At 42.7% G+C, this 22,879-nt stretch carries 21 protein-coding genes; 4 read left to right on the top strand and 17 right to left on the bottom strand.

Features of this window, described 5'->3' with window-relative positions; genetic code table 11:
* Nucleotide 1 precedes the first annotated feature (1 nt).
* Nucleotides 2-514 carry a gamma carbonic anhydrase family protein gene (locus QUF78_RS06010; protein ID WP_289317660.1) on the top strand — a complete coding sequence of 171 codons (513 nt, stop codon included), beginning with the start codon at nucleotides 2-4 and terminating at the stop codon, nucleotides 512-514.
* A gap of 93 nt (nucleotides 515-607) precedes the next feature.
* On the opposite strand, the gene paaX is transcribed toward QUF78_RS06010, so the two are convergent.
* The 17 genes from paaX to QUF78_RS05925 all read right to left on the bottom strand — a co-directional run bounded on the left by paaX (nucleotide 608) and on the right by QUF78_RS05925 (nucleotide 17,939).
* Nucleotides 608-1,489 (bottom strand): phenylacetic acid degradation operon negative regulatory protein PaaX, encoded by an 882-nt coding sequence (paaX, locus tag QUF78_RS06005; protein WP_289327244.1) that lies wholly within the window; start codon nucleotides 1,487-1,489, stop codon nucleotides 608-610.
* A gap of 85 nt (nucleotides 1,490-1,574) precedes the next feature.
* A complete protein-coding gene (locus QUF78_RS06000) occupies nucleotides 1,575-2,351 on the bottom strand; it encodes an enoyl-CoA hydratase-related protein (protein ID WP_289323963.1) in 777 nt (258 codons plus the stop codon).
* A 59-nt stretch (nucleotides 2,352-2,410) separates the two neighbouring features.
* Entirely contained in the window at nucleotides 2,411-3,619 is a 1,209-nt protein-coding gene (locus QUF78_RS05995; protein ID WP_289323962.1) for an acetyl-CoA C-acyltransferase, read from the bottom strand.
* Complete coding sequence (locus QUF78_RS05990) at nucleotides 3,616-4,488, bottom strand: 3-hydroxyacyl-CoA dehydrogenase (protein WP_289323961.1); 873 nt, start codon at nucleotides 4,486-4,488, stop codon at nucleotides 3,616-3,618. The genes QUF78_RS05995 and QUF78_RS05990 overlap by 4 nt, the downstream gene beginning before the upstream one ends.
* 120 nt (nucleotides 4,489-4,608) lie before the next feature.
* On the bottom strand, nucleotides 4,609-6,126 hold the full coding sequence (locus tag QUF78_RS05985; protein ID WP_289323960.1) for an aldehyde dehydrogenase family protein: 1,518 nt from the start codon (nucleotides 6,124-6,126) through the stop codon (nucleotides 4,609-4,611).
* Nucleotides 6,127-6,149: 23 nt separating this feature from the next.
* Nucleotides 6,150-6,923, bottom strand: a complete 774-nt coding sequence (locus tag QUF78_RS05980; RefSeq protein WP_289323959.1) for an enoyl-CoA hydratase-related protein — start codon at nucleotides 6,921-6,923, stop codon at nucleotides 6,150-6,152.
* A gap of 10 nt (nucleotides 6,924-6,933) precedes the next feature.
* Complete coding sequence (locus QUF78_RS05975; RefSeq protein WP_289323958.1) at nucleotides 6,934-7,710, bottom strand: enoyl-CoA hydratase/isomerase family protein; 777 nt, start codon at nucleotides 7,708-7,710, stop codon at nucleotides 6,934-6,936.
* Nucleotides 7,707-8,012, bottom strand: coding sequence for an EthD family reductase (locus QUF78_RS05970; RefSeq protein WP_034314904.1), 306 nt, complete (start codon nucleotides 8,010-8,012; stop codon nucleotides 7,707-7,709). The genes QUF78_RS05975 and QUF78_RS05970 overlap by 4 nt, the downstream gene beginning before the upstream one ends.
* A 20-nt stretch (nucleotides 8,013-8,032) precedes the next feature.
* On the bottom strand, nucleotides 8,033-8,530 hold the full coding sequence (gene paaD / locus QUF78_RS05965; RefSeq protein ID WP_289323957.1) for a 1,2-phenylacetyl-CoA epoxidase subunit PaaD: 498 nt from the start codon (nucleotides 8,528-8,530) through the stop codon (nucleotides 8,033-8,035).
* A gap of 26 nt (nucleotides 8,531-8,556) precedes the next feature.
* Nucleotides 8,557-9,357: a 1,2-phenylacetyl-CoA epoxidase subunit PaaC gene (paaC, locus tag QUF78_RS05960; protein WP_289323956.1), complete on the bottom strand. Its 801-nt coding sequence runs from the start codon at nucleotides 9,355-9,357 to the stop codon at nucleotides 8,557-8,559.
* On the bottom strand, nucleotides 9,347-9,706 hold the full coding sequence (gene paaB, locus QUF78_RS05955) for a 1,2-phenylacetyl-CoA epoxidase subunit PaaB (RefSeq protein ID WP_289323955.1): 360 nt from the start codon (nucleotides 9,704-9,706) through the stop codon (nucleotides 9,347-9,349). The genes paaC and paaB overlap by 11 nt, the downstream gene beginning before the upstream one ends.
* Before the next feature lie 18 nt (nucleotides 9,707-9,724).
* Nucleotides 9,725-10,681, bottom strand: a complete 957-nt coding sequence (gene paaA / locus QUF78_RS05950; RefSeq protein ID WP_289323954.1) for a 1,2-phenylacetyl-CoA epoxidase subunit PaaA — start codon at nucleotides 10,679-10,681, stop codon at nucleotides 9,725-9,727.
* A 364-nt stretch (nucleotides 10,682-11,045) separates the two neighbouring features.
* A complete protein-coding gene (gene paaK / locus QUF78_RS05945; RefSeq protein WP_289323953.1) occupies nucleotides 11,046-12,371 on the bottom strand; it encodes a phenylacetate--CoA ligase PaaK in 1,326 nt (441 codons plus the stop codon).
* A gap of 364 nt (nucleotides 12,372-12,735) precedes the next feature.
* Complete coding sequence (locus QUF78_RS05940) at nucleotides 12,736-14,115, bottom strand: allantoinase (protein WP_289323952.1); 1,380 nt, start codon at nucleotides 14,113-14,115, stop codon at nucleotides 12,736-12,738.
* A gap of 32 nt (nucleotides 14,116-14,147) precedes the next feature.
* Complete coding sequence (locus QUF78_RS05935; protein WP_289323951.1) at nucleotides 14,148-15,410, bottom strand: pyridoxal-phosphate-dependent aminotransferase family protein; 1,263 nt, start codon at nucleotides 15,408-15,410, stop codon at nucleotides 14,148-14,150.
* Nucleotides 15,411-15,424: 14 nt separating this feature from the next.
* Nucleotides 15,425-16,672, bottom strand: coding sequence for an allantoate deiminase (gene allC, locus QUF78_RS05930; RefSeq protein ID WP_289327243.1), 1,248 nt, complete (start codon nucleotides 16,670-16,672; stop codon nucleotides 15,425-15,427).
* A gap of 211 nt (nucleotides 16,673-16,883) precedes the next feature.
* Nucleotides 16,884-17,939, bottom strand: a complete 1,056-nt coding sequence (locus QUF78_RS05925; protein WP_289323950.1) for a Rieske 2Fe-2S domain-containing protein — start codon at nucleotides 17,937-17,939, stop codon at nucleotides 16,884-16,886.
* 327 nt (nucleotides 17,940-18,266) lie between these two features.
* Between QUF78_RS05925 and QUF78_RS05920 the strand changes: the two genes are divergently transcribed.
* The 3 genes from QUF78_RS05920 to pucL all read left to right on the top strand — a co-directional run bounded on the left by QUF78_RS05920 (nucleotide 18,267) and on the right by pucL (nucleotide 22,879).
* On the top strand, nucleotides 18,267-19,883 hold the full coding sequence (locus tag QUF78_RS05920; RefSeq protein ID WP_289323949.1) for a PucR family transcriptional regulator: 1,617 nt from the start codon (nucleotides 18,267-18,269) through the stop codon (nucleotides 19,881-19,883).
* 165 nt (nucleotides 19,884-20,048) lie between these two features.
* A complete protein-coding gene (locus QUF78_RS05915) occupies nucleotides 20,049-21,371 on the top strand; it encodes a nucleobase:cation symporter-2 family protein (protein WP_289323948.1) in 1,323 nt (440 codons plus the stop codon).
* 14 nt (nucleotides 21,372-21,385) lie between these two features.
* Complete coding sequence (pucL, locus tag QUF78_RS05910) at nucleotides 21,386-22,879, top strand: factor-independent urate hydroxylase (RefSeq protein WP_289323947.1); 1,494 nt, start codon at nucleotides 21,386-21,388, stop codon at nucleotides 22,877-22,879.

Raw genomic sequence — 22,879 nt, 5'->3', positions numbered from 1 at the left:
TATGATTATTCCGTACAATAATAAAAAGCCATCCATTGATGAATCCGTTTTCGTTGCACCTGGTGCCCATTTAATCGGAGATATTTCGATTGGGAAAGAATCGACCATTTGGTTTAACTCCGTTCTGCGCGGTGATGAAGATTCAATTACAATCGGAGAAAAATGCAGTATTCAAGATAACTCCACCATTCATTTATTTGAAGGGTGCCCAGTTGTCATTGAAGACGAAGTGACGGTTGGTCACAATGTTATCCTACATGGTTGTAAAATAGGAAAACGGTCCATCATCGGGATGGGCTCTACGATATTGGATAATGTAGAGATCGGCGAAGAATGCATTGTCGGCGCGAATACATTGATTTCCTCTGGTAAAATCATACCTCCACGTTCGCTGGTTATCGGTTCCCCGGGGAAAGTGGTTCGCAGATTGAATGATAAAGATCTTGAATTGATCCAACTTTCGATTGATACGTATGTTCAAAAAGGAAAGGACTTCAAAGGGATACTTGATTAATTATCACAAAGGGAATTCCCCGTTGTCTTTAGTTGACTTAAAGTAGAAAAGAGCTCCGGCAAGTCGTCATTAGCGACTGGCTGAAGCTCTTTTTCACTTAATGATAAGAGGATGATCCTTGGCGTCATAGGTTTCGTCTTTCCGCCATAAATCATTGTTTTCCTGAAAAACGCTTTCAAAGAAACGGCTTGCCGGTTCAGCCAAAACTTGATAATACTGGCTAAATAAAAGAGCAGCATGATTCCCATTCCACTTTGAAGGCAACAGTTCCTTTGGCAGGCCCGGATCGACAAATAAAAACTTACGGTATTCATGTACCAGGTTCGTTCGTTCCACAAAGCAATCAGCATCGGACATTTCCCCCCTGCTAATGATGCTTTGATGAACGATGAATTGTTTGCTGTATTTCTCAATGAATTCTTCATATTTATTTTCAATCTCTTCTAAATGCCAGCTTTTCTCGACAAGCGATTGATTTTCTTTTGGACCCTTGTATTCCGAAATGAAAAAATCAACATATTCATTGATGTCATATTTCTCGATCAAGCGCTTAATTTGTTTCTCCAAATCATTAGGGGAAATCCAGCAACCACTGGAAAAACTGCCAAACCCGCTCCATAATAATTCTTTACGTAGATCATCCCGTAATTGCCGCTTATCTTCAGGGATCGTGTACATCAAGATACGCCATTTACCGTCCCATTCATTTGGTTTCATCTTATATATGCGATTGGCCGCTTCATCCATTCTCTGCACACCGCGATCGGTCAAAAAGTAATAACTTTTATTTCCGTGCTTTTCTGACTGAATCCACCCTTGCTTGACCATTCGTGAAACGGCTACACGAACACCCTGCTCATTATGACCGAATTCCTTTAATAAACGAATTAAACTGCCTATCCAGATTTTACTTCCGTAATTACGGATATAATCACCGTATATCGTAAAAATCATCGATTGCGTATTAGTTCCTATTTTTCTCACCTCACTCTCACATTGTTACCATTTTCACACGGACGACATAATTATTATTATATCTTTTTGAATTGAAACCGCAATATTATTTACCTGAAAATTGCGTTTTTCTCCGTTCACTAAATGCCAGGAGTGCTTCCAATCTGTCTTGAGTCGGGATGGTCAATTCATAGGCTTTTCCCTCTATGGCCATTCCGGTTTGCAAGTCTGTATTCATCCCTTGGGTAATCGCGTATTTGGCTTGTTTGACTGCAATCGGCCCATTTTTCATGATATCGGCTGCCAATCCCTCACAAGCTGACATAAGTTGATCCCTTGACACGACCTTCAAAAGGATCCCTAATTGACATGCCTCTTCTGCAGTCAATTTTTTAGCGGTAAAAATTAATTCCTTCGCTTTCATTTCCCCTATCAATCTCGGCAGCCGTTGTGTACCGCCTGCCCCGGGAATAATGGCCCAGCTAGTTTCAGTGAGCCCCAAAGAAACACCTTCAGCAGCAATTGCGAAGTCACATGAAAGCATCCATTCAAATCCTCCCCCCAATGCATATCCATTGACGGCAGCTATGGTTGGCTGCGGAAGCCCTGCGATACTATTAAAAACATCGCGAATCGCTTTTACGTTCCTTCTTACTTCCGCATCATTCAAAGCCTTCCTTTCTTTCAAATCCGCGCCCGCGCTGAATGCTTTTTCCCCTGCACCCGTGAAAATGACGACGCGGATATCGCCGTCCGTATAAACTGCATCGATGACTTCCTGGAGTTCAGAAAGTGTCTCATAGTCGAAGCAATTCAATACGTCAGGCCGATTCACTGTTACATAGCCGATTTGATTTACTACTTTATAAATAACCTTTGACATGGGTCCTCGCCCCTTTTTTAAGAAAATGTCCCTTATACTAGAAAAATAAGGGCCGATCATCAATCATTTCCAATATTTTCTATGATGGCGGCAATTCCCTGACCAACACCGACACACATCGTTGCAAGACCATAGCGTACATTCCGCTTTTTCATTTCGTGAACAAGTGTTGTTAAAATACGTGCCCCGCTTGCACCGAGTGGATGGCCAAATGCTATCGCCCCGCCGTTGACATTCACTTTATCCTGATCCAATTTCAATTGGCGGATGCACTCTACGGATTGGGAAGCGAATGCTTCATTCAATTCAACCAACCCGATGTCTTCAATCGATAAACTCGCCCTTCCCAATGCTTTTTTAGTTGCATGAATTGGACCCAGGCCCATAATGGACGGTTCTAAGCCGGCTACCGCACCTACAACATATTTGGCCATAGGTTTTAGTCCAAGGTTTCGTGCTTTTTCTGCACTCATCAATAGTAATGCTGAAGCTCCATCATTTACACCCGAAGCATTCCCCGCCGTTATAGTGCCACCTTTAAAGATCGGTTTGAGTTTTTCCAACTTTTCGATGGTCGTGTCAGGACGAGGGTGTTCATCCTTTTTGAAAATGACCTCATTACCTTTACGATCCGTATATCGAACAGGTACGATTTCATTAATGAAACGTTCTTCTTCTACTGCCTTTTTCGCTCTTTGCTGGCTTTGAAATGCAAATTGATCTTGGTCTTCCCTTGAAACCGAAAACTGCTGGGCAACGTTTTCTGCCGTTTGAGGCATGGAATCCGTGCCATACATTTCTTTAAGTTTCTCATTCGTGAAACGCCATCCGATCGTTGTATCCTGAAGCTCCATTGAACCCCGCGGAAATTCACCTTCAGGTTTGGCCATGACGTACGGCGCCCTTGTCATGCTTTCAGTCCCGCCTGCGATATAAATATCGCCTTCTCCTACAGCAATGGAACGTGCAGCATACATAACGGCATCCAGTCCGGATCCACACAAACGATTTATTGTCGTTCCAGCTACGTTTACTGGAAGACCAGCTAAAAGGGCGGACATCCTTGCCACATCGCGATTATCCTCTCCCGCTTGATTTGCATTCCCGAAGATGACATCTTCAATTTGATCTGGCGGCAGCTCTGGATTGCGATCTGTCAGCGCCTTGATTACAATCGCACCGAGGTCATCCGGACGAACCCATTTCAAAGCACCTTTATATCTTCCTATTGGCGTTCGCACAGCATCGATAATCACAACATCCTTCATTTCCTCACCAGCTCTCCATCTTGTGTATAATCGTACACCCCTTTACCTGACTTGCGGCCGAGCCTGCCAGCTTTAACATACTGTTCAAGGAGGGGGGCCGGACGATACTTCTCACCAAGTTTACTATGTAAATATTTTAAATTATTCAATCGGGCATCCAATCCCACCAAATCCCCTAGCTCAAATGGTCCCATTGGGTAATTCAGCCCTAACTTTATCGCCTTATCGATTTCTTCCGGTGTTCCTAACCCTTCTTGAAGCATGAAGAACGCTTCATTACCTACCAAACAGCTGATCCTGCTGGTTACAAACCCAGGGAATTCATTAATGACCACGGTTTCTTTCCCCATTTTTCCGGCTACTTCTTTTATTATGGCTGCCGTTTCATCGCTGGTTTCAAGACCACGTACAATTTCAACCAGCGGCATTTTTTGTACAGGATTGAAGAAATGCATGGCAATCGTTTTTTCAGGACGTTTTCCGTAAGAACCAATTTCCGTCGGGCTCATTGTGGAAGTATTGGTTGCAAAGTAACAGCCTTCTTTTGCATGATCTTCCATCGTTTCGAAGACTGCCCTCTTAATTTCTGCCTTTTCCGGAACTGCCTCTATGATTAAATCGGCATATGCTGCTGATTCTTCCAAATTGGAAGAATACGAAAATCTGCTTTTTGCTGCTGCCACTTCTTCCTGGGTGATTTTTTGATAGCGCACACCCTTTTCAAAAATGGTATCGATCTCTTTTCTTGCACTTTCCAATGCATCTTGATTCACATCCACCAATACTACATTGAAGCCTCCTGTTGCTCCTACATAGGCTATTCCCCTACCCATGACACCAGATCCGACAATCACAAGATTTCTAATCATTCGTTCATTCCTCCTTTAAAAATAAATAGGGCTGGCTACGATGAATCAGATCAGCATTCATCCATATCTGAATTACTTCTCCGACATACCGTTCAGCCAGCCGCCTATTTTATGTTTTTATTAAATTCCAAAGGGATTTAAGGGACGGCTTCCATGATAGGAAATGATGCTTTTCGTTTCTGTATATAGATCAAGTGTCTCAATACAAAGTTCCCGGCCGAATCCTGACTGTTTATAGCCTCCGAAAGGTGTTCCAGGAAATGCGGAGAATGGGCAATTCACCATGACGATTCCCGCTTCAATTTGATTGGCCACTCGAGTCGCACGGCCGCCATCCTTTGTCCAAAGAGCTGAACCCAAACCGAATTCCGTATCATTCGCGAGTCGCACGGCTTCTTTTTCATCTTTGAATTTCATAATGACAACGACCGGTCCGAATATTTCCTCTTTCACTACATTCATTTCATGATTGACATTCGCTATGACTGTCGGCTCATACCAATATCCGTTCTCGAAACTTTCTATAACCGCTGGCTTTCCTCCTGTCAGGATTTCCGCTCCATCAGCAATGGCAGATTGTACATAATTGTCGATGACATCCAATTGCCCTTGATCTATGACTGCACCGACATGCGTTTCTTTGTCGAGTGGATTGCCCAATTTCAATTTTTTCGTTTTTTCCACGAATCTGGCAACGAACTCATCATATATGTCTTCGTGAACGTATAAACGGGATCTAGCTTCGCAAGATTGCCCAGTATTGTAGAAAATTCCATATAATGATCCATCGATAGCTGCTTCAAGGTCCGCATCTTCGAAGACAATATTAGGGGACTTTCCGCCAAGCTCCAATGTCACCCTTTTTAATGTCTGTGAAGCTTTGCCCATAAGATCCCTGCCGATTGGCGTAGAACCTGTAAAAGCCACCTTATTCACTTTCGGATGCTCGACAAGGTAATTCCCTACGTCCGATCCAGGACCTGGAATGATATTGACAACTCCTGAAGGAACACCAGCTTCTAAACAGATTTCCCCTAATACGATTGCAGTCAGCGGTGTTAACGAAGCTGGCTTAACAATGACTGAACAGCCAACTGCGATCGCAGGTGCAATTTTCCATGCTGCCATCATCATAGGATAATTCCAAGGAATGATTTGAGCACAAACACCTACTGGCTCTTTTTCCGTGTAGTTATGGAATTGACCAGGTACATTATTGACAGTTCCGCGGTGTCCGACTATAGCACCTGCATAAAACTCGAAATCTTCTATCGCCTGCATGACTTGGCCTTGCGCTGCAGAAATGGATTTGCCGCTGTTCAGAACCTCCAATTCAACCAATTCATTAAAGCGTGAACGCATGATTGCTGCAATTTTGTTCAAAACTCGAGACCGTTTATTAATCGGAGTTTTCTTCCATTTCCCATTATCAAATGCCTCACGTGCAGCTTGAACAGCTCTTTCTGCATCTTCCTTAGTCGCCTTTGCAACTTTGGCAATGATTTCACCATTCGCAGGGTTGTACGCATCAATCGTGGATCCATTAGAGCTTTCCACTCTTTCGCCATTAATAATCAGATGATAATAATCACGCTTCATTTCCGCTTTTTCAAATGCTGCCGCTTGAACTCCAACCATGTAATCCCACTCCCTTTTCTATATTACTTGCCTATGAATTTAGCTTTCCTTTTTTCAGTGAATGCTGCCACACCTTCAGCATAATCCATCGTTAAGCCAGCAATTCGCTGACCCTCCGCTTCTTCTTTTAAGTATTCTTCCAATGAAAGGTGGTAGGATGCCTCTAAGTATCTTTTGATTAAGCCGATCGCTTTCGTTGGTTTGTTTGCGATATTCGCCGCAAAGGCTTTCAATTGCTCGTTCCATTCTTCCACACCGATCACTTTTGTAGCGAGCCCGACATTTTTCGCCTCGCTAGCAGGGACCTTTTCCCCCAATAAGGATATTTCCAAGGCTTTCGCATGCCCAACGATCCGTGAAAGGTAATATAGATTCCCTGAATCAGGAATCAACCCGATATTGACAAAGGCATTTAAAAAACTGGCTTTTTCAGAAACAAGCCGGAAATCGCATGCAAGAGCAAGGCTGAAGCCAGCCCCTGCAGCCACTCCATTAACTGCTGCAATGATCGGTTTTTCACAGCTTGCTATTTGCTGCATCATCGGACCGTAGTGATCACGCAGCACCTGGCCTAAATTCATGCTTCCATCAACATCCGATAAATCTTGCCCTGAACAAAAGGCCCTGCCTTCCCCTGTAATGATAATGGCCCGCACTTCATCGGACCCCGCAGATATCTTGATCGCCTTCTGTATTTCCTTATTCATTTGGGACGTAAAGGCATTAAGTTTATCAGGACGGTTCAAAGTAAGCCAAGCCACTCCGCTTTCAACCCTATATTTGATCGTTTCGTACATAGAGCACTCCTTATCCGCCTGTAAAATTAGGCTCCCTTTTTTCAACAAATGCTTTCATGCCTTCTTTTTGGTCCTCTGATGCAAAAAGAATATAGAAGTTCTTCCGTTCGAATTGCATTCCCTCATATAAGGGGTAATCAACGGCTTTATTGACGGATTCTTTAATCAGCCTTACAGCTAACGGGGGTTGCTTTGCTATCTTTCTAGCGAAATCGACCGTTTCTTCCATTAGCAATTCAGGGGCAACGATCTTATTAATGAAACCATATTGCAGAGCTGTCTTTGCATTTATCCTTTCAGCCGTCAATATCCATTCGAGTGCCTTCGTCTTTCCCACCAATTTTGTCAACCTTTGTGTTCCTCCTGCACCAGGCATGACTCCCAGTGTCACTTCCGGAAAGGAAAACTGGGTATCGCTGGCGGCAATCAGGAAATCGCAGGATAAGGCAAGTTCAAAACCACCACCGAATACAAAACTCTTCACAGCACCGATCACAGGCTTCTTGACTAGGCTCATTCGGTCCCAATCGGCAAATTGGTTGGTTAACTCCAGACTTATTGGATTGTCGTCCATCATCTCGTCAATATCAGCTCCAGCGGAAAATGCCTTTCCATTGCCCGTTATCAAGATCACCTTCACTTGTGGGTCCCGGTCGAATTCTTCCATGGTTGAAACTATTTCCCTGACCATTTTCCTGTTAATGGCATTCAGCTGCTTCGGCCGATTTAAAAAGATATAACCAATGCCATCCCCGATTGACGTTTCAATGAATTGAAGCGCATTCATTTTATTTCTTCCCCGATCATCATCGTTACGAGTTTCCCGGCAAATCCCATTAGGTCTTTCCCTGATGCTTTTCCTTCCGGGGAACGCATTCCTTGTTGCAGTGCATCGTGGTCTTCATAATACATTTCACATAGAATGTAATACTCAGAGTCTTTGCCCATTGGGGTGCCTACTATTTTAGTGACCTCCATTTTTTGAAGACCTGGAATTTTTTCCGTTATCGGACCATGTACATTGAAATAATGCTCATCGAATTCTTCCTTGTTTTCAGGTTGTTTATATAGGGCGATTAACTTTACCATTTTAGAAAACCTCCATTTTATTAGATCATTTTTATCATCGGTTTCATCGATTCGAACGGATTTTTACATGCTTTACAATATAAAATGCTGCGGCAGGCCGTTGGACCGAATATATTTTCCATCGTGACATAAGTAGATTCACAATACGGGCAATCCACATGCCATGATCCATCTTTTTTCATTTGTCGAGGAGGAGGGGAGATCCCGAAAACCTTCAATCCAGCTTTCCCCTTTTCCGTGATTCGATCAGATGTCCAGGAAGGGGAACGTAAAAATTCCACGCTTACTTTTTTTACGGCAGGCAGCTGTTTAATGGCTGTTTCCACATTTTTTTGAATGATTGACAATGCCGGGCACCCTAGAAAAGTTGGCAGCATTTTCACCGAAACGTCCCGGCCCGAAACCGTCACGTCTTCAACCATCCCTAAATCCAAAATACTTACTGTATCGATTTCGGGATCTTTAACGTCTTCCAGGAGTTTATATATTTCTTCTGCGGTTAACAGTACGGTCGACATGATGCCCCTCCCCTTTTTCTATTGGTTCACCATGAAGCTGATTTATCGGTTGCGTACACTTCACTTAACGTTTCTATCGCCTTTTCCAAATCTTCCGAATGCTGGCCACTACGTCCATCACCTTGGGCCATTCCTATTTCAAGAGTCGTTGCCAAGCCCACACTTTCAAAAATTGGGGTGACAGCCTCGATCCATTTCTTCTGTAAGGCAGCTTCGCTTTCTATCAAGCCAAGCTCGACCATTTCTTCTCCATATTGGCCAAGTGAAAATACTCCAGCAAAATCCGGCATCGTTTTCTCAATCGCTGCATTCATTCTCGAAACCGCCTCTTCGTGACCAGAACCCAGCAATTGGACGAACCATGTTTTCCAGTGCATCAAATGATAATAAAGTTCCATCTGTACCTTTTGTGCCACTTCAGCAAGCGGTTCATATGAACTTGATTGAAGGGATTGAATCTTAATCGCTTTGGCTTGGGTATAAAAATAATTCCGAACTACCGCAAACGCCCAATCATAATCCGGGTCTTTCATATAGTATCCAGGACCGTTGACCAATTCGAGAATGATCGCATTACGCCGTTCCTTGGCGGGACGGTCGTGAGCCAGCTTATCTGCGTCCCCTTCACCTAGTTCATCCAGTAATTTATAATATATGGCTGCATGCCCCATCGTGTCTTGAGATATCGAAGCCGATGCAACATCTTCTTCGATATGCGGTGCGAGTCCAAGCCATTCCGAACCTCGGTATGAATGGATGAAATCATCGTCCGCCAGTTGAAGCAGCAATTCTTTGATAGCGATGTTCTCCAATGATTCATTCCTCATTCTTCACGCCTCCACCCCAAGACATTATCTCTTTTTCATCGAGCATTCCCTGCTCATACTTCCGCCACTTTTTCTTTAAATACCCATACCCTTTTGTGGTCCTGTAATCTTTATTATCAATACGTTGAAGCGTTTTCTTTTCCTCAATCGTCATTTTCCGTATATTCTGTCTTTTCACTACCCAGATATCATCAACTGCTTCCCGTCTCATGAAATTTTCTTGCGCCATCATGATGGCGATATCCTCATTGGGAGCCAACAGGCTATAATGGTATTGAACGGGTGAAGATTGAGTTTTACGGCTAAATACTTCAAATTCTTCAAAGTAAGTGTTTTGTCTAGTTTCCATATCATCCTTCCCCCTACCTTAGATGACCTTTGGCGCTAACGCCTCACGTACCCATTTATTATTTTCATAAGAAGTTCTTCGAAGACGTAAACGATCCTGCGAAAGGGGCCCTTCATTCCTTGCGAACACCTTCAATTTCCCCCAATCAGGTTGTTTGTAAATCCAGATTTCAGAATTTTTATCAAACCTAAGTGTTTCATCAGGAATGGTAAAGCCGAGTGAAAGGATCCGCTTCACATATTTAGAAAAAAAGGCTTGGCGAAGCTCTTCATTCGTACTGGTTCTGATTCTGTACTTAATCGTTATATCCTGTTTGGATGAGCCCACTTCATTCTTACTGGGAGGTCCAAAAAAGAGTAATAAAGATTCCCACCAATAATTGATGGAGTCTTGAACCAATTTCCTTTGTTCTTCCGTTCCTTCAGCCAAAGCCATGATTATCGCTTCACCATGCTGTGCATGAAAAACTTCTTCCGCGCAAATCCTCAGTAAAGCTCGGGCATAAGGTCCGTATGAAGCCCCAAGCATGTTCGTCTGGGAGATGATGGCTGCCCCATCAACAAGCCAGCCAATCAATCCTGCATCACCCCAAGATTTGGCTTCCATGTGGAAGACATTATGAAACTTTAAATCTCCATTAAATAAATCTTGCATAAGGTCATCCCGTTTTTTGCTGTACGGCTTTAGCAAATCCTCGGCGACTCGAAGCAATAATTGTCCATGTCCCATTTCATCCTGCACCTTAGCCATGATTCCAAGTTTTCTATTTAAGGTCGGGGCTTTAGGAACCCATTCTTTTTCGGGAAGCGCCCCCATGATTTCACTGATGCCATGCATCGATATTAACTTGATTAAAGTGCCCCGGTAATCGTCCGGCATCCAATCATCGGCTTCTATCTTTTCTCCTGCTTCGATTCTGGCAATGAATTGATTTAGCTTTTCTTGTTCAGCCATATCATTTAATTGAACGTTCATTCAAATCACCTCTCTTTTTATTATATAACGTTTATATAACGTTATTATATTTTACAGTTATATTTAATGCAAGACTATTCCGACTTTTTTTGAAATAAAAGGAAATCAATAGGAGATTTCATGATATTTTTAATCACCATGATGCCTCCTTCCCTATTTCAAATTGGTTCTTTCTTCTCTTCTGATTAAACCTATTCTATGAAGGGGCTGCACTTTTTATTTGATCGTCAGAGTTCATAAGGTTTTTCACTGCGAATTTACGATAGGCTCGAGCATTAAAGCTCCATCAACGGCAGAATCGCCAACAAGGAACATCCATTTCCATGAACGAATCCAGGTCATCCAACGCATCTCCATCCAGTTATCAACTTGTCACTTCATCTTTCCGTTTATCAACGACACGAATGGCTTTTCCTTCTGAACGCGGAATGCTTTTTGGAACGTTGACAACAATATCCATCGTTACAAGACATGCGGATTTCATATGATGCTGAATCGTTTTCTTTAATATCTCTACATCTCCATGCGTTAAGTCTTCTTCAATCTCCTTATAGAAACCGCTTTCAATTTCAATGTGCAGTTCAACACCGTCCATTTTCCCCTTCTTAACGAGATGAATCTGATAATGAGGCACTATTCCCTCCATTTGGAATAAAACACGCTCAATTTCAGAAGGAAATACATTCACTCCCCTGATTATGATCATATCATCCGTTCTGCCTTTAACGCGGGACATTCTTGTTGTGGTCCGTCCGCATTTACACGGTTCATGGGTAATGGATGCGATATCACCAGTACGATAACGAATGATTGGCAGCGCTTCCTTGGTAAGGCTGGTAAAGACCAGTTCCCCATCTTCGCCGTCCTCAACTGGCTCAAGTGTGTCAGGGTTAATGACCTCAACAAGGAAATGGTCTTCTGCGATATGCAGTCCTTCCTGCGCTTCCTGGCATTCTATCGCAACTCCTGGACCCATGATTTCACTTAGTCCGTAAATATCGATTGCTTTCAAATTCAGTTTTCTCTCAAGTGTAGCTCTCATTTCCTCAGACCACGGCTCAGCTCCGAAAATCCCATACTCTAGCCCATTATCAGCAGGGTCAATCCCCATTTCTTCCATCTTTTCAGCGATATTCAAAATATAAGTAGGGGTTCCGCAAATACCGCGAGGTTTAAAATCATTGATGATCGTAATCTGGCGATCGGTATTTCCACCTGAAATGGGTACTGTGGCAACTCCTAGCTTTTCTGCTCCGTAATGGAGACCCAATCCGCCTGTAAACAGGCCATATCCATATGCATTATGGAAAATATCCGACTTCCGGCCTCCTGCAGCTACAATTCCACGTGCGACGATCGTTGCCCAGTTTTCCAAATCGTTTTTCGTATACCCGACAATGGTAGGCTTTCCACTTGTTCCGGATGAACCATGAATGCGTGTTACATCCTCCATTGGAACGGCGAATAAACCGAATGGATACTGATCACGAAGAGTCTGTTTTTTTGTAAAAGGAAGCTTTGACACATCGTTCAGATTTTGAATATCTCCTGGATCAAGGCCCATCTCTTCAAATTTCCTTCTGTAATAAGGTACATTTTCATATACACGGCTTATCGTTTTTTTGAGGCGTGCCATCTGTAAACTTTCCATTTCAGCACGCGTAGCCGTTTCAACTTCCGGATTGTACATCGTTTCAGTCCCCCCTTAATTTTGCTCGTGTCCCATCCGATTCTCCATATATAACGGTAATAAAACGGATATTATATAATTGTTATGCTTGATTTTAAGATTAATACGTCATTTCTACGTTGTCAATAATGTTTTTTTGAATTAAGCAAAATGGCCGAATAGACAAAAAAACAATTTACTAAATTTTCAGACTATCTTAATTTTAACAATGATATATCATTTTATCAAACACTCGTTTTAAAAACGTATTAAAATATTAGGAAAACAATTTTCCTGAAGTACTGTTCATAAATATGTAGAGCAGGTAAAGGGGTGATTCCCGATTTGGAATCACCCCTTATAATGGATAATCTAAGCGTTCTTCCTATTTATTGACCGCAATACTGGAATCTATCACTTTTAACCACTCCCCACGCTCCCTTTCACTTATTACATTATTTTTATAAACTATTTTCCCTCTATTAAAGGTAGCGGTGATTCGGCAAGGAAAGGAATGGCCCATATAAAGGCTTTGCTTATGTTTCGCGAAAAAATTCGTTTCCGAAGCTTCATGCGGAACATCAAGGGAAACGATGGCAAGATCTGCATCCATTCCATCCTTAATTTGTCCTTTTCTGGAAGAGAGACCAAATCTATTTGCCGGGGCTGAAGCTGTCCACTCAGCGACTTTGTGAAGTGGGATATCGTGCAATACAGCCAATTCTATCATCGACATCAGTGAAAATTGCCCCCCGCTTATTCCACCCCACGCTTCGAAAATATTATGTACGCCAGGGTCTTTCAACTCATAAGGACATGGTGAGTGGTCGGAAGAAATCATATCGAATTTCCCTTCCATTAAACAGGCTATCAATCTTTCTTGTTCTTCTCTTTCCCTTAGTGGGGGAGCACATTTTGCAACCGCACCTTTTTCTATTAAATCACCCTGATTGAATAATAAATAATGTGGACACGTTTCAACCGTTACATCCAGTCCCTTTTGTTTGGCCGATTCAATTTTTTCAATGGCCAAGCCACTACTAATATGGACAAAGTGCAGGGGACAGCCTGTTAACTCGGAATATGCGATGGCACGTTCCACAGCCTCCGCTTCTGCTTGCACAGGTCTTGTGGCTGCATAATCATTCGCACTGAATAGTCCATCCTTCTCTTTTTCTTGCTTCAGCCATTGAGTGATCGAATCACTTTCCGCATGAAGGGCCAAGACCTTGCCCAATTCTGCAATTTTCTTCATACCATGTAAAAGGGTGAAATCATCCGCACGCTCAAACTCATCATTTCCCGTCTCTGAGAGAAAAGCTTTAAAACCGATGACTCCAGATTTTGATAGCTCCTCTAATTCATCAATATTTCCCGGGACCAGCCCTCCCCATAATCCAAAGTCTATAACTGATTTCCCTTCACCGATCTTGCCCTTTTCAAGGAGAGCCTTTCGATCGATGGTTGAAGGGATTCCATTCAATGGCATATCGAAATATGTGGTGCAACCTCCCGCTGCCATCATTTGCGATCCTGTTTCAAAGCCTTCCCAATGAGCGCGGCCAGGTTCGCTAAAATGTACATGGACATCAATCATACCCGGAAAGATATGTTGGCCATCCGCATCATACTCTTCATCCGCTTTACCACTCAGACGATCCCCAATCTTAACAATCACCCCATCTCTGATTGCAAGATCAGCTTTCTTCACTTCATCTGGAAAAACTACATACCCATTGCGGATAATAAGATCATATATTGACATACAGACCACTCCTCCAAAATATTTTTATAGAATCAAAGAGATCCCCTGGATGCAGACACTTTCTCCGTTTTTCCCACATACACATCGAGTGCAGCCTGCAAAGCCTCTCCCCGATTCACTTGAAACCCCTGGCGCAAAAGGACAGCTTCCAAGGAGGCCAATACAAAGAGGATGTTTTCTTTCCTACAACTGAATCCCATTGTGCCGATTCTCCATATTTTTCCGTGAAGCGGACCAAACGAGGAGGCAATCTCGATACCGAATTCATTCAACAGCATTGCTCGAACGGCTTCCCCGTCGATTCCTTGTGGAATTTCGATGCAAGTTACACACGGAAGTTTGTTTTTCCCATTCCCGAATAACGTTAGTCCCATCGCCTTAACCCCTTCAACGAGAGCAGCTTCGTGGAGTTCATGACGGGCAAATCGGGCTTCCAGACCTTCCTCAATTACCAGGCGCAAACCTTCACGTAACGCATAAAGCATTGAAGTCGCTTCTGTGTGGTGATTCAAACGGCGCGGTCCCCAATAATCCTGCAGCATGCTTAAATCGAAATAATTACTGGTGATGGGACGGCGGATTGAAATCTTTTGGTTGTCTTCATCTGTCGCAATACCACGTTCCACCTTTTTGCGGAACTGGATGATTTCTTCTATTCGCTCATTATACGTAATCGGCGCCATACCCGAAGGAACGGACAAGCATTTTTGCGTCCCTCCTATCAATCCATCAATGCACCATTCATCCACCTTTACATCCGTTCCCCCGATGGACGCAACCGCATCCACCACAAGCAGGACACCCATTTCACGGCAGGCCAACCCGATTTCCTTCAATGGCTGCATACATCCCGTGGAAGTTTCCCCATGGACGATTGCCGTTATTTTAGGTGAGACTTTCTTGATTTCCGCAATGACTGCTTGCGGGTCGAACACCTCTCCCCAAGGACATTCGATCGTATGAACATCAGCTCCGTATCGCTCACAAATTTCCACCAATAAATGACCGAATCTTCCGAAGATGGGAACCAGAACTTTATCTCCCGGCTCAATGATGCTGCATAGAATCGCTTCATTTCCTGATCTTGAAGTGCCATCTATCGGGAACGCCCATTTATTTTTCGTTTGAAAAACCAAACGCAACATTTCCATCACTTCATTCATGATATTAGTGAATGCAGGATCGAATTGACCTAATATCGGTGTGCTCATCGCTCTTAAAACACGCGGGTCCACTTCGACTGGACCTGGCGTCATGATCGTTCTCATCGGTGCATTCAATTCTGAATATGACATTTTACCCAACTCCTTCAATAGGCTAATTTATATAGTATTTCGCTTAAAACATCGATTCCCCTTTCCAAATCCGGAACACTCGTAAACTCCTTAGGCGAATGGCTGACTCCGTCCTTACTTGGGACGAACAGCAGGCACGTCGGACAAAATGAACCAAACACTTGCGCATCATGCCCGGCTCCGCTGACCATATCCTGATAAGGTATATTTTTATCTTCAGCAATTTTGCGGACAAGGCGATTCATTTCCCGATCCATGGCAACAGGTTTGACATCCATCCATTGTGAAATCTCCATCTTCATATCCGCTTCTTTCGCCAAGGCATCGAAAGCCGAAAAGATTTCCTTACAAAACCTATCAAGAATCACTTCCTCGTGATGCCTGATATCGAGACTGAATTCCACTTCACCAGCAATGACATTCGGAACATTAGGTTCAACATCCATTCTGCCAACCGTCGCAACTAAATCCGAGTCCATCCCCTTCGCTTTTTTCGTTAAAAAAGAAATGAATTCCGCAGCTGCACTGACTGCATCCTTCCTGTAAGACATAGGAGTGGTGCCCGCATGATTGCTTTCACCAATGATTTTCACCGTATAACGGCGCTGCCCGACAATATGGCTGACGACCCCGATCGTATTCTCATTCTTTTCAAGCACCATCCCCTGTTCTATATGAATTTCAACGAATCGGTCAATATCATCGCGGACGGGGGTCATATAGGCTTCAGGTTCAAACCCTGATTTTTTCATGGCTTCCAAAAAAGAAATTCCCTCTGTATCTTTTAAATGCTTTACGTTCTCAAGACCATAGACTCCTTTGATATTCCTCGATCCCCAAAACGTCAAGGGAAATCTGCTTCCTTCTTCCTCACAAAAAGAAACGACTTCAATCGTCCTCCGAGGCTGCCCATAGGCTTTAAACAACCTCTTAACTGCCAGGAAACTAGCGATGACCCCATATGCACCGTCATATTTCCCCCCATCCTTGACCGTATCTATATGAGAGCCGGTCAGAATGGTTTCATCGGTGGAATCGGTCCCCTCAAGCCTGCCAAACAAGTTGCCTACACTATCAAAATATGTAATCAGGCTTTCTTTTTCCATCTTTGCTTTCATTGCATGCTGAGCTCTCATCCATTCCTTGGAATATAATAAACGGGTCACCCCATTACTCTCAGTTGCCCCGAAAGATGCTAACCATTCAATCATCGAAGCAACATCATCCTTTTCATCTATGAATTTTTCGATTTGAATTGCCATCACTTCGCTTCCCTTCTCAATATCCATTCATGTTATGAATATTCACAAATATATGTTATCTACTATTTTACTTCTTTTCGCATATAACTTCATTGGCAATTCTGTTAGTATTTTGGTGTTTTTTTGTGCAAAATAACCAACTAAAATCCAATCCAATAATGCCTGTAAAAGAAGAAGAGAGTGCCCACTAAACATGGACACCCTCTTCTTCTCAACTTGTATAATTCGAACCTAAGCCCAATTCCCTTAATAGCTGACGATACGCAATCGACGTCTTATCTGCGACGATATGCGCTTCCGCTTGTAAATCTAGAGGCAGCTCCTCCGGCTTTTGATTTTCAACCATTTCCTTATCTTCATTGAAGATCTGTAAATTGAATTCATAGGTATCTTCTATCGGAGCATCTAAATCAAAGTTACGGGCCATCGGCGAAAACATTCTTGTCTTACGTGCAGAAACTGGACTGGCACAGTTCAGGATATGAAGTTTTCCGTCCTCCGGGAAGTGGACAGTCAGCCTGGCCGCAAGCGGTGGATAGATATCAAAAACACGGAGCCATTCAAAGTTGGCAGGTTCTAAATGCTGCATGCTTTTGCCATAATTACTGACGGAACTTAAGTATTCCACGTGCAGGCCATACTCCGTTTTTTCCACTTTATAACTAGGAACGATAGGATTGTTACGATCAGCGAAGCTTTCTGAATGTACCCAAGCAAAGTGGGACACATCCAAAAAGCCTTCCATCTGCCGACCGGCTGAACCAGCAATGTCAATGGATGGAGGCAGGATGTTCAAATATTCATCATCATCCCATGCCGGTAACTTCGGAATATCCTCTTTATCGCTCGCAATCGATGTCCAAACCAAACCGTAGCGTTCTACCGTGGGATAAATATTAATACAAAGACGCGGGGATATTTTAGCATTGGGATGTGCAGGAATCCCAGTACAATTACCTTCAGGGCCATATCTAAAACCGTGGTAAGGGCATACGATATTATCATCTTCCACCCACCCCATACTTAATGGCACACCACGATGCAGACAAAGGTCCCTCGCAACGATGATCTTCCCACTAGCCCGATAAAGGACAAGGTGCACATCGAGAAGCTTAATGCCTATCGGTTTTTCCGACACTTCCTCGACTGCTGCCACAGGAAACCAATATTGCGATAATACATCCCAGTCCGCTTTGCTGAATGTGCATTCTTTTGGAAACGGCGTGACTCTTTTTTTCTTACTTGAAGCAACTGTGCCTTCATTCATTTTATCGTCTCCCTTATTCCCACGTTATTTTATTTTTATAAATATTAACAAAATTCAGATATTATGTCACTAACAATGTTATAAAACCTTACACACAAACCCATTTTTGTATACCTCAACAACCCAAACAATGAAATTTGTAAGATATACCAAAGGAATTGTATGATATGATAATGAAAATCTGCAAAGCATGTGAGTGAACGGAGGGATTCAGATAAATATCAGTTACATGCACTAATTTAAAACCGATCAATTCCCTGGATTCATATACAGCTTTAATTATAAAATCACTTCAATAATCTAATTTTCCAGAATGAGGTGTATCAGATGAAGGTAACCGAACTTTTAACATTGCCCGCATTAACCGGCATGCATTTAATTGCCGGAGGAACAGGGCTCGAACGCGAAGTCAAGACTGTCAATATGATGGATGCTCCAGATATCATCAACTTTTTAAAACCAAATGAATTCCTTGTAACCACAGCTTATCACGTAAAGGACAAGCCACACCTTTTGTTATCACTTGTCGAAGCGATGGCAAATCAAGGCTGCGCAGCCCTAGGGATAAAGACACGTAGATTCCTAAAAGAAATACCCGAGGAAGTACTGGTTCTAGCCAATGAATTATCCTTACCAATCATTGATCTTCCAGCAGAATTGTCACTTGGGGAAATCATCAACCATACATTCCGGGCGATTTTGGATCAACGGGCAGCTGAATTGACTTTCGCCATGGAAACACATAAGCAATTCACAAACTTAATCATGCGGGGTAAAGGGATTCAAAAACTGCTTGATCATTTATCGAATATGATTGGATACCCCATTTTATTAGTTGACCGGTACCTTAAACCGATATTCCATCCAACCTCAACATCCGGAATTATTCCAATAATCAAAAAAATGAACAGTGAAGGATACAGATTTCATAAAACCATAGCTTCGTTCTTTTCATTTTCATCTCTATCCAATAAACAAACCTATACCGTATTCCCCATCTATATGAATGAAGAAAAATTTGGCTATTTGACAATATCAGGAGAAATCAAGAATAGCGATAACCTGATAACACTGACGATAGAGCAGGCAACTAATGTCATTTCTTTTGCCTTGATGAAAGAACATGCCCTTAAACAGCATGATCGGAATATCCGAAATGATTTCTTCCTTCATTTCCTGGATGGGAGTTTCTCTTCACAAGAGGAAATCATAAACCGAGCAAAAGAGTTTTCCTTACATAATGAACAAGCCTATATATGCGCAGTCGGAAAAATCGATGAATCCGAATTGGCCAAAAGTTACACACAGCTACAACGAAGGGCTGATTCGATATACGAGTTTTTGGAAGATGAGCTTCGCCTATCACCTAATCCCATTCACCTCTTTACAAAAGGTAAGAAATGCATTCTTTTATACGAAGTGAACGAAGTCTCTGGCGATGTTCTTCAATATGTCGAAACCTCGCTAAAATCATTGCAAAAGATAACAGCCAGCCAATTCGACTGCACGATATCTTTCGGAGTGAGCCATATGAGACCGAACTTTTTACAGACCAAGAACGCTTACAAAGAGGCGAACGACTCCCTTCTGGAAGGAGGCCTTTCGAAAAGGACAGATTACATCCAGATATTCCGGACGAAGGATATTATGGAATTATTGAGAATCATCCCCGAAGAAGACCTAATGAATTTTTACCTTTTCGCATTACAGGGATTTTCAAAGATTTTCACCGAGGAGGAGCAATCCTTATTACAGACATTATCAGTCTATCTCGAAACGCATTGCCAAATATCCGAAACTGCCAAAAGATTATTCGTTCACCGTAACACCGTTGTATACAGACTCGAGAAATGTGAAGAGCTGCTCGGCAAGAGCTTAAAAGATTCAGAGACCACACTACAGATACGACTTGCCCTTCGCATTAAATCCTTACTTAATATATAAAACCCAACCTCTTCCCCCTTCACTTTATGCAAGTTGTCTATATCAACAACCAAAAATTGTCTAATCTAACTAATGACAATTTTCTGATTATTCATTATGATGGTATTAATCATAACGAATTCGTGTGATATAATATGACAACCAATTAGAGGAGGGAGTTTTTTTATGAATGAAAGAATTAATAAGTCCAAGGCCTTCTCGTTAGGTCTTCAGCACGTTCTTGCCATGTATGCTGGTGCCATCTTGGTACCGATCATCGTCGGCGGAGCATTGGGGTTCACTTCCCAACAGCTCGCCTACCTTATTGCCATTGATCTATTAACCTGCGGAATCGCTACATTATTGCAATCCTGGAAAAATAAATATTTTGGCATTGGCCTCCCGATAGTATTGGGAACTTCTTTCGTGGCAGTCACCCCCATGATATCCATTGGCAGCAATTATGGCATTTCCGCTATATATGGATCAATCATCGCCGCTGGGTTATTCATCATTTTATTCTCCAACATATTTGGTAAACTACTTAAATTATTTCCGCCTGTCGTGACCGGTACCGTCGTCATCATCATTGGATTATCCTTAGTGCCCACCGGCATAAAGAATATGGCTGGCGGTTCTGGCAGCCAAGACTTCGGTTCAGCCGAAAACTTAATGCTTTCTTTCGGTGTCCTCGCTGTCATTCTGTTAATTAATCGCTATTTCACAGGATTCATACGCGCCATTTCCGTTCTGATTGGCATCATCGCAGGAACGATCGCTTCAACATTTTTTGGGAAAATGAACTTTTCCACGGTTGTCGAGGCTTCTTGGTTCCATATCCCTGCACCTTTCTACTTTGGTACACCCACCTTTGAAATAACTCCCATTCTTACGATGATATTGGTTGGCACAGTCATCCTTATCGAATCCACTGGCGCATTCCTTGCTCTCGGAAAAATAACAGATAGGGAATTGAGTGAAAAAGATATTGTCAAAGGCTACCGCGCAGAAGGCCTGGCATTCACTTTAGGTGGCATTTTCAATGCCTTCCCTTATAGTACATTCGCGCAGAATGTAGGTCTCGTTCAATTATCCGGAGTGAAAAAAAGAACGATCACCATTGTAGCCGGCTTCATTTTAATCGGGCTTGGACTGGTTCCGAAAATCGCAGCTCTCGCTACACTGATTCCTACTGCCGTCCTCGGGGGTGCTACCGTCGTCATGTTCGGAATGGTTGTTTCATCAGGAATTAAAATGTTGAATGACGTCGATTTCTCGGATAATGCCAATTTATTGGTCATTGCTTGTTCAGTCTCACTCGGACTGGGCGCCACCGTCGTTCCCGAGTTATTCTCGAGCCTGCCGGAAGCAATCCGTATCGTTGTCGGTGATGGAATCATAACAGGAAGCCTGACAGCCATCATCCTGAATTTGATCTTGACTCCACGCAAGAAAAAAGCCGCCGATAGTACCATCCCCGATTCAGATCTAATGGCAAAAAGTATATAAGAAGGAGACTGGAGATGATTACTCTTACTTCATTAAATGCACTAACCGAAAAGGAATTTACGAAGTTCCTTGGGGATACTTTCGAACATTCACCTTGGATTGCAGAAAAATCGGCAGGCAATAAGCCCTTTTCTTCAATAATCCACCTGCATCGATGCATGGTGGACATTGTAGGCAATTCGTCAAAGGAAGATAAGTTATCGTTAATCAGGAAGCATCCGAACCTTGGGGACAAAGTTGAAATGAGTGATGATTCGATTAAGGAACAGCATGGCGCCGGTTTAAAGGACCTTACGTCCGATGAATATGAAGATTTCATATCATTGAACCGGAAATATATGGATAAGTTTGACTTTCCATTTATCCTGGCTGTGCGAGGCAAAGATAAAAATGACATATATCAATCGATGAATACAAGGATTCACCATGCAGAAGCAGCCGAGTTCGATAAGGCCTTAACTGAAATCTATCAAATAGCCCTATTTCGTTTACAGGATAAAATTAAAATTGAAGGAGAGAATTTAATGAAAAATAAATCAGCCGCACAAACACTTAGTTATGGAAAAGGGAATGTTTTTGCCTATAGGACCTATTCGAATCCTTTAACCGGAATCAAGCAAATTCCAGAATCCACTTTTTCAGGAAGAGGTCATATCATTTTTGGCACGAATGTAAAAGTTTCCGTTGGCGGCTCCTCTTTTCTTCCCTCATTCACGGAAGGAGACAATTCCATGGTCGTCGCGACTGATTCGATGAAAAACTTCATCCAAAGGCATTTAGCTACATTCAAAGGCGCAACATTAGAAGGATTTGCTTCATATGTATCAGAAGCCTTCCTAAACAAATATCCTCAAATCGATACTGTTAAGTTGATTGCTGAAGATATCCCTTTCGAAGCAGTGACTGAAGCAACGGACCCCCAATTGAAACCGAGTGACCTTGTATTCAAAAAGTCCCGCAATGAACGGGCCAAGGCTGCCGTCGAAATCATCCGTGGGGAAACTGGCAACGAGATCGTTCAGCAAAGCAGTTCCATCCTCGACCTTCAATTAATCAAAGTAAGCGGGAACTCTTTTGTCGGTTTTGTCCGTGATGAGTATACGACGCTTCCCGAAGATGGAAATCGGCCGCTTTTCATCTATTTGAATCTCCATTGGGTCTATGAGGATCAAAAGGATGCATTCGGCATGGATCCCTCTAAATACGTAGCTGCCGAACAGGTAATCGATATTGCTACATCCGTTTTTCATGAAATGGAAACTCCTTCGATCCAAAATCTGATTTATGAAATCGGCTGCCGCATTTTAACTAGATTCCCTCAGCTTCTTGAAGTTACATTCGAATCCCAAAACCACACATGGGATACAGTTGTTTCCGAAATACCGGACTCCAAAGGAAAAGTATATACCGAGCCGCGCCCGCCATATGGTTTTCAGGTCTTCACCGTTAAAAAAGAAAATCTCGAAAACAACAAAATCCTGGCTGCCGCTGAAGAAAACATCGGTTAA

It is taken from the genome of Peribacillus sp. ACCC06369 (genome assembly GCF_030348945.1).
Taxonomy (GTDB): Bacteria; Bacillota; Bacilli; order Bacillales; family DSM-1321; genus Peribacillus.
This window is presented reverse-complemented; position numbering and strand designations above follow the sequence as displayed.

Coding starts and splice junctions, on each gene's coding strand:
- QUF78_RS05935 (WP_289323951.1), bottom strand. CDS start 15,410: ATGTCATATTCAGAATTGAATGCACCGATGAGAACGATCATGACGCCA.
- QUF78_RS05990 (WP_289323961.1), bottom strand. CDS start 4,488: ATGATTAGAAATCTTGTGATTGTCGGATCTGGTGTCATGGGTAGGGGA.
- QUF78_RS05920 (WP_289323949.1), top strand. CDS start 18,267: ATGAAGGTAACCGAACTTTTAACATTGCCCGCATTAACCGGCATGCAT.
- pucL (WP_289323947.1), top strand. CDS start 21,386: ATGATTACTCTTACTTCATTAAATGCACTAACCGAAAAGGAATTTACG.
- QUF78_RS05975 (WP_289323958.1), bottom strand. CDS start 7,710: ATGAATGCGCTTCAATTCATTGAAACGTCAATCGGGGATGGCATTGGT.
- allC (WP_289327243.1), bottom strand. CDS start 16,672: ATGGCAATTCAAATCGAAAAATTCATAGATGAAAAGGATGATGTTGCT.
- QUF78_RS05940 (WP_289323952.1), bottom strand. CDS start 14,115: ATGTCAATATATGATCTTATTATCCGCAATGGGTATGTAGTTTTTCCA.
- paaK (WP_289323953.1), bottom strand. CDS start 12,371: ATGTACAATCCGGAAGTTGAAACGGCTACGCGTGCTGAAATGGAAAGT.
- QUF78_RS06000 (WP_289323963.1), bottom strand. CDS start 2,351: ATGTCAAAGGTTATTTATAAAGTAGTAAATCAAATCGGCTATGTAACA.
- paaA (WP_289323954.1), bottom strand. CDS start 10,681: ATGAACGTTCAATTAAATGATATGGCTGAACAAGAAAAGCTAAATCAA.
- QUF78_RS05925 (WP_289323950.1), bottom strand. CDS start 17,939: ATGAATGAAGGCACAGTTGCTTCAAGTAAGAAAAAAAGAGTCACGCCG.
- paaB (WP_289323955.1), bottom strand. CDS start 9,706: ATGGAAACTAGACAAAACACTTACTTTGAAGAATTTGAAGTATTTAGC.
- paaC (WP_289323956.1), bottom strand. CDS start 9,357: ATGAGGAATGAATCATTGGAGAACATCGCTATCAAAGAATTGCTGCTT.
- QUF78_RS06010 (WP_289317660.1), top strand. CDS start 2: ATGATTATTCCGTACAATAATAAAAAGCCATCCATTGATGAATCCGTT.
- QUF78_RS05995 (WP_289323962.1), bottom strand. CDS start 3,619: ATGAAGGATGTTGTGATTATCGATGCTGTGCGAACGCCAATAGGAAGA.
- QUF78_RS05985 (WP_289323960.1), bottom strand. CDS start 6,126: ATGGTTGGAGTTCAAGCGGCAGCATTTGAAAAAGCGGAAATGAAGCGT.
- QUF78_RS05980 (WP_289323959.1), bottom strand. CDS start 6,923: ATGTACGAAACGATCAAATATAGGGTTGAAAGCGGAGTGGCTTGGCTT.
- QUF78_RS05915 (WP_289323948.1), top strand. CDS start 20,049: ATGAATGAAAGAATTAATAAGTCCAAGGCCTTCTCGTTAGGTCTTCAG.
- QUF78_RS05970 (WP_034314904.1), bottom strand. CDS start 8,012: ATGGTAAAGTTAATCGCCCTATATAAACAACCTGAAAACAAGGAAGAA.
- paaD (WP_289323957.1), bottom strand. CDS start 8,530: ATGTCGACCGTACTGTTAACCGCAGAAGAAATATATAAACTCCTGGAA.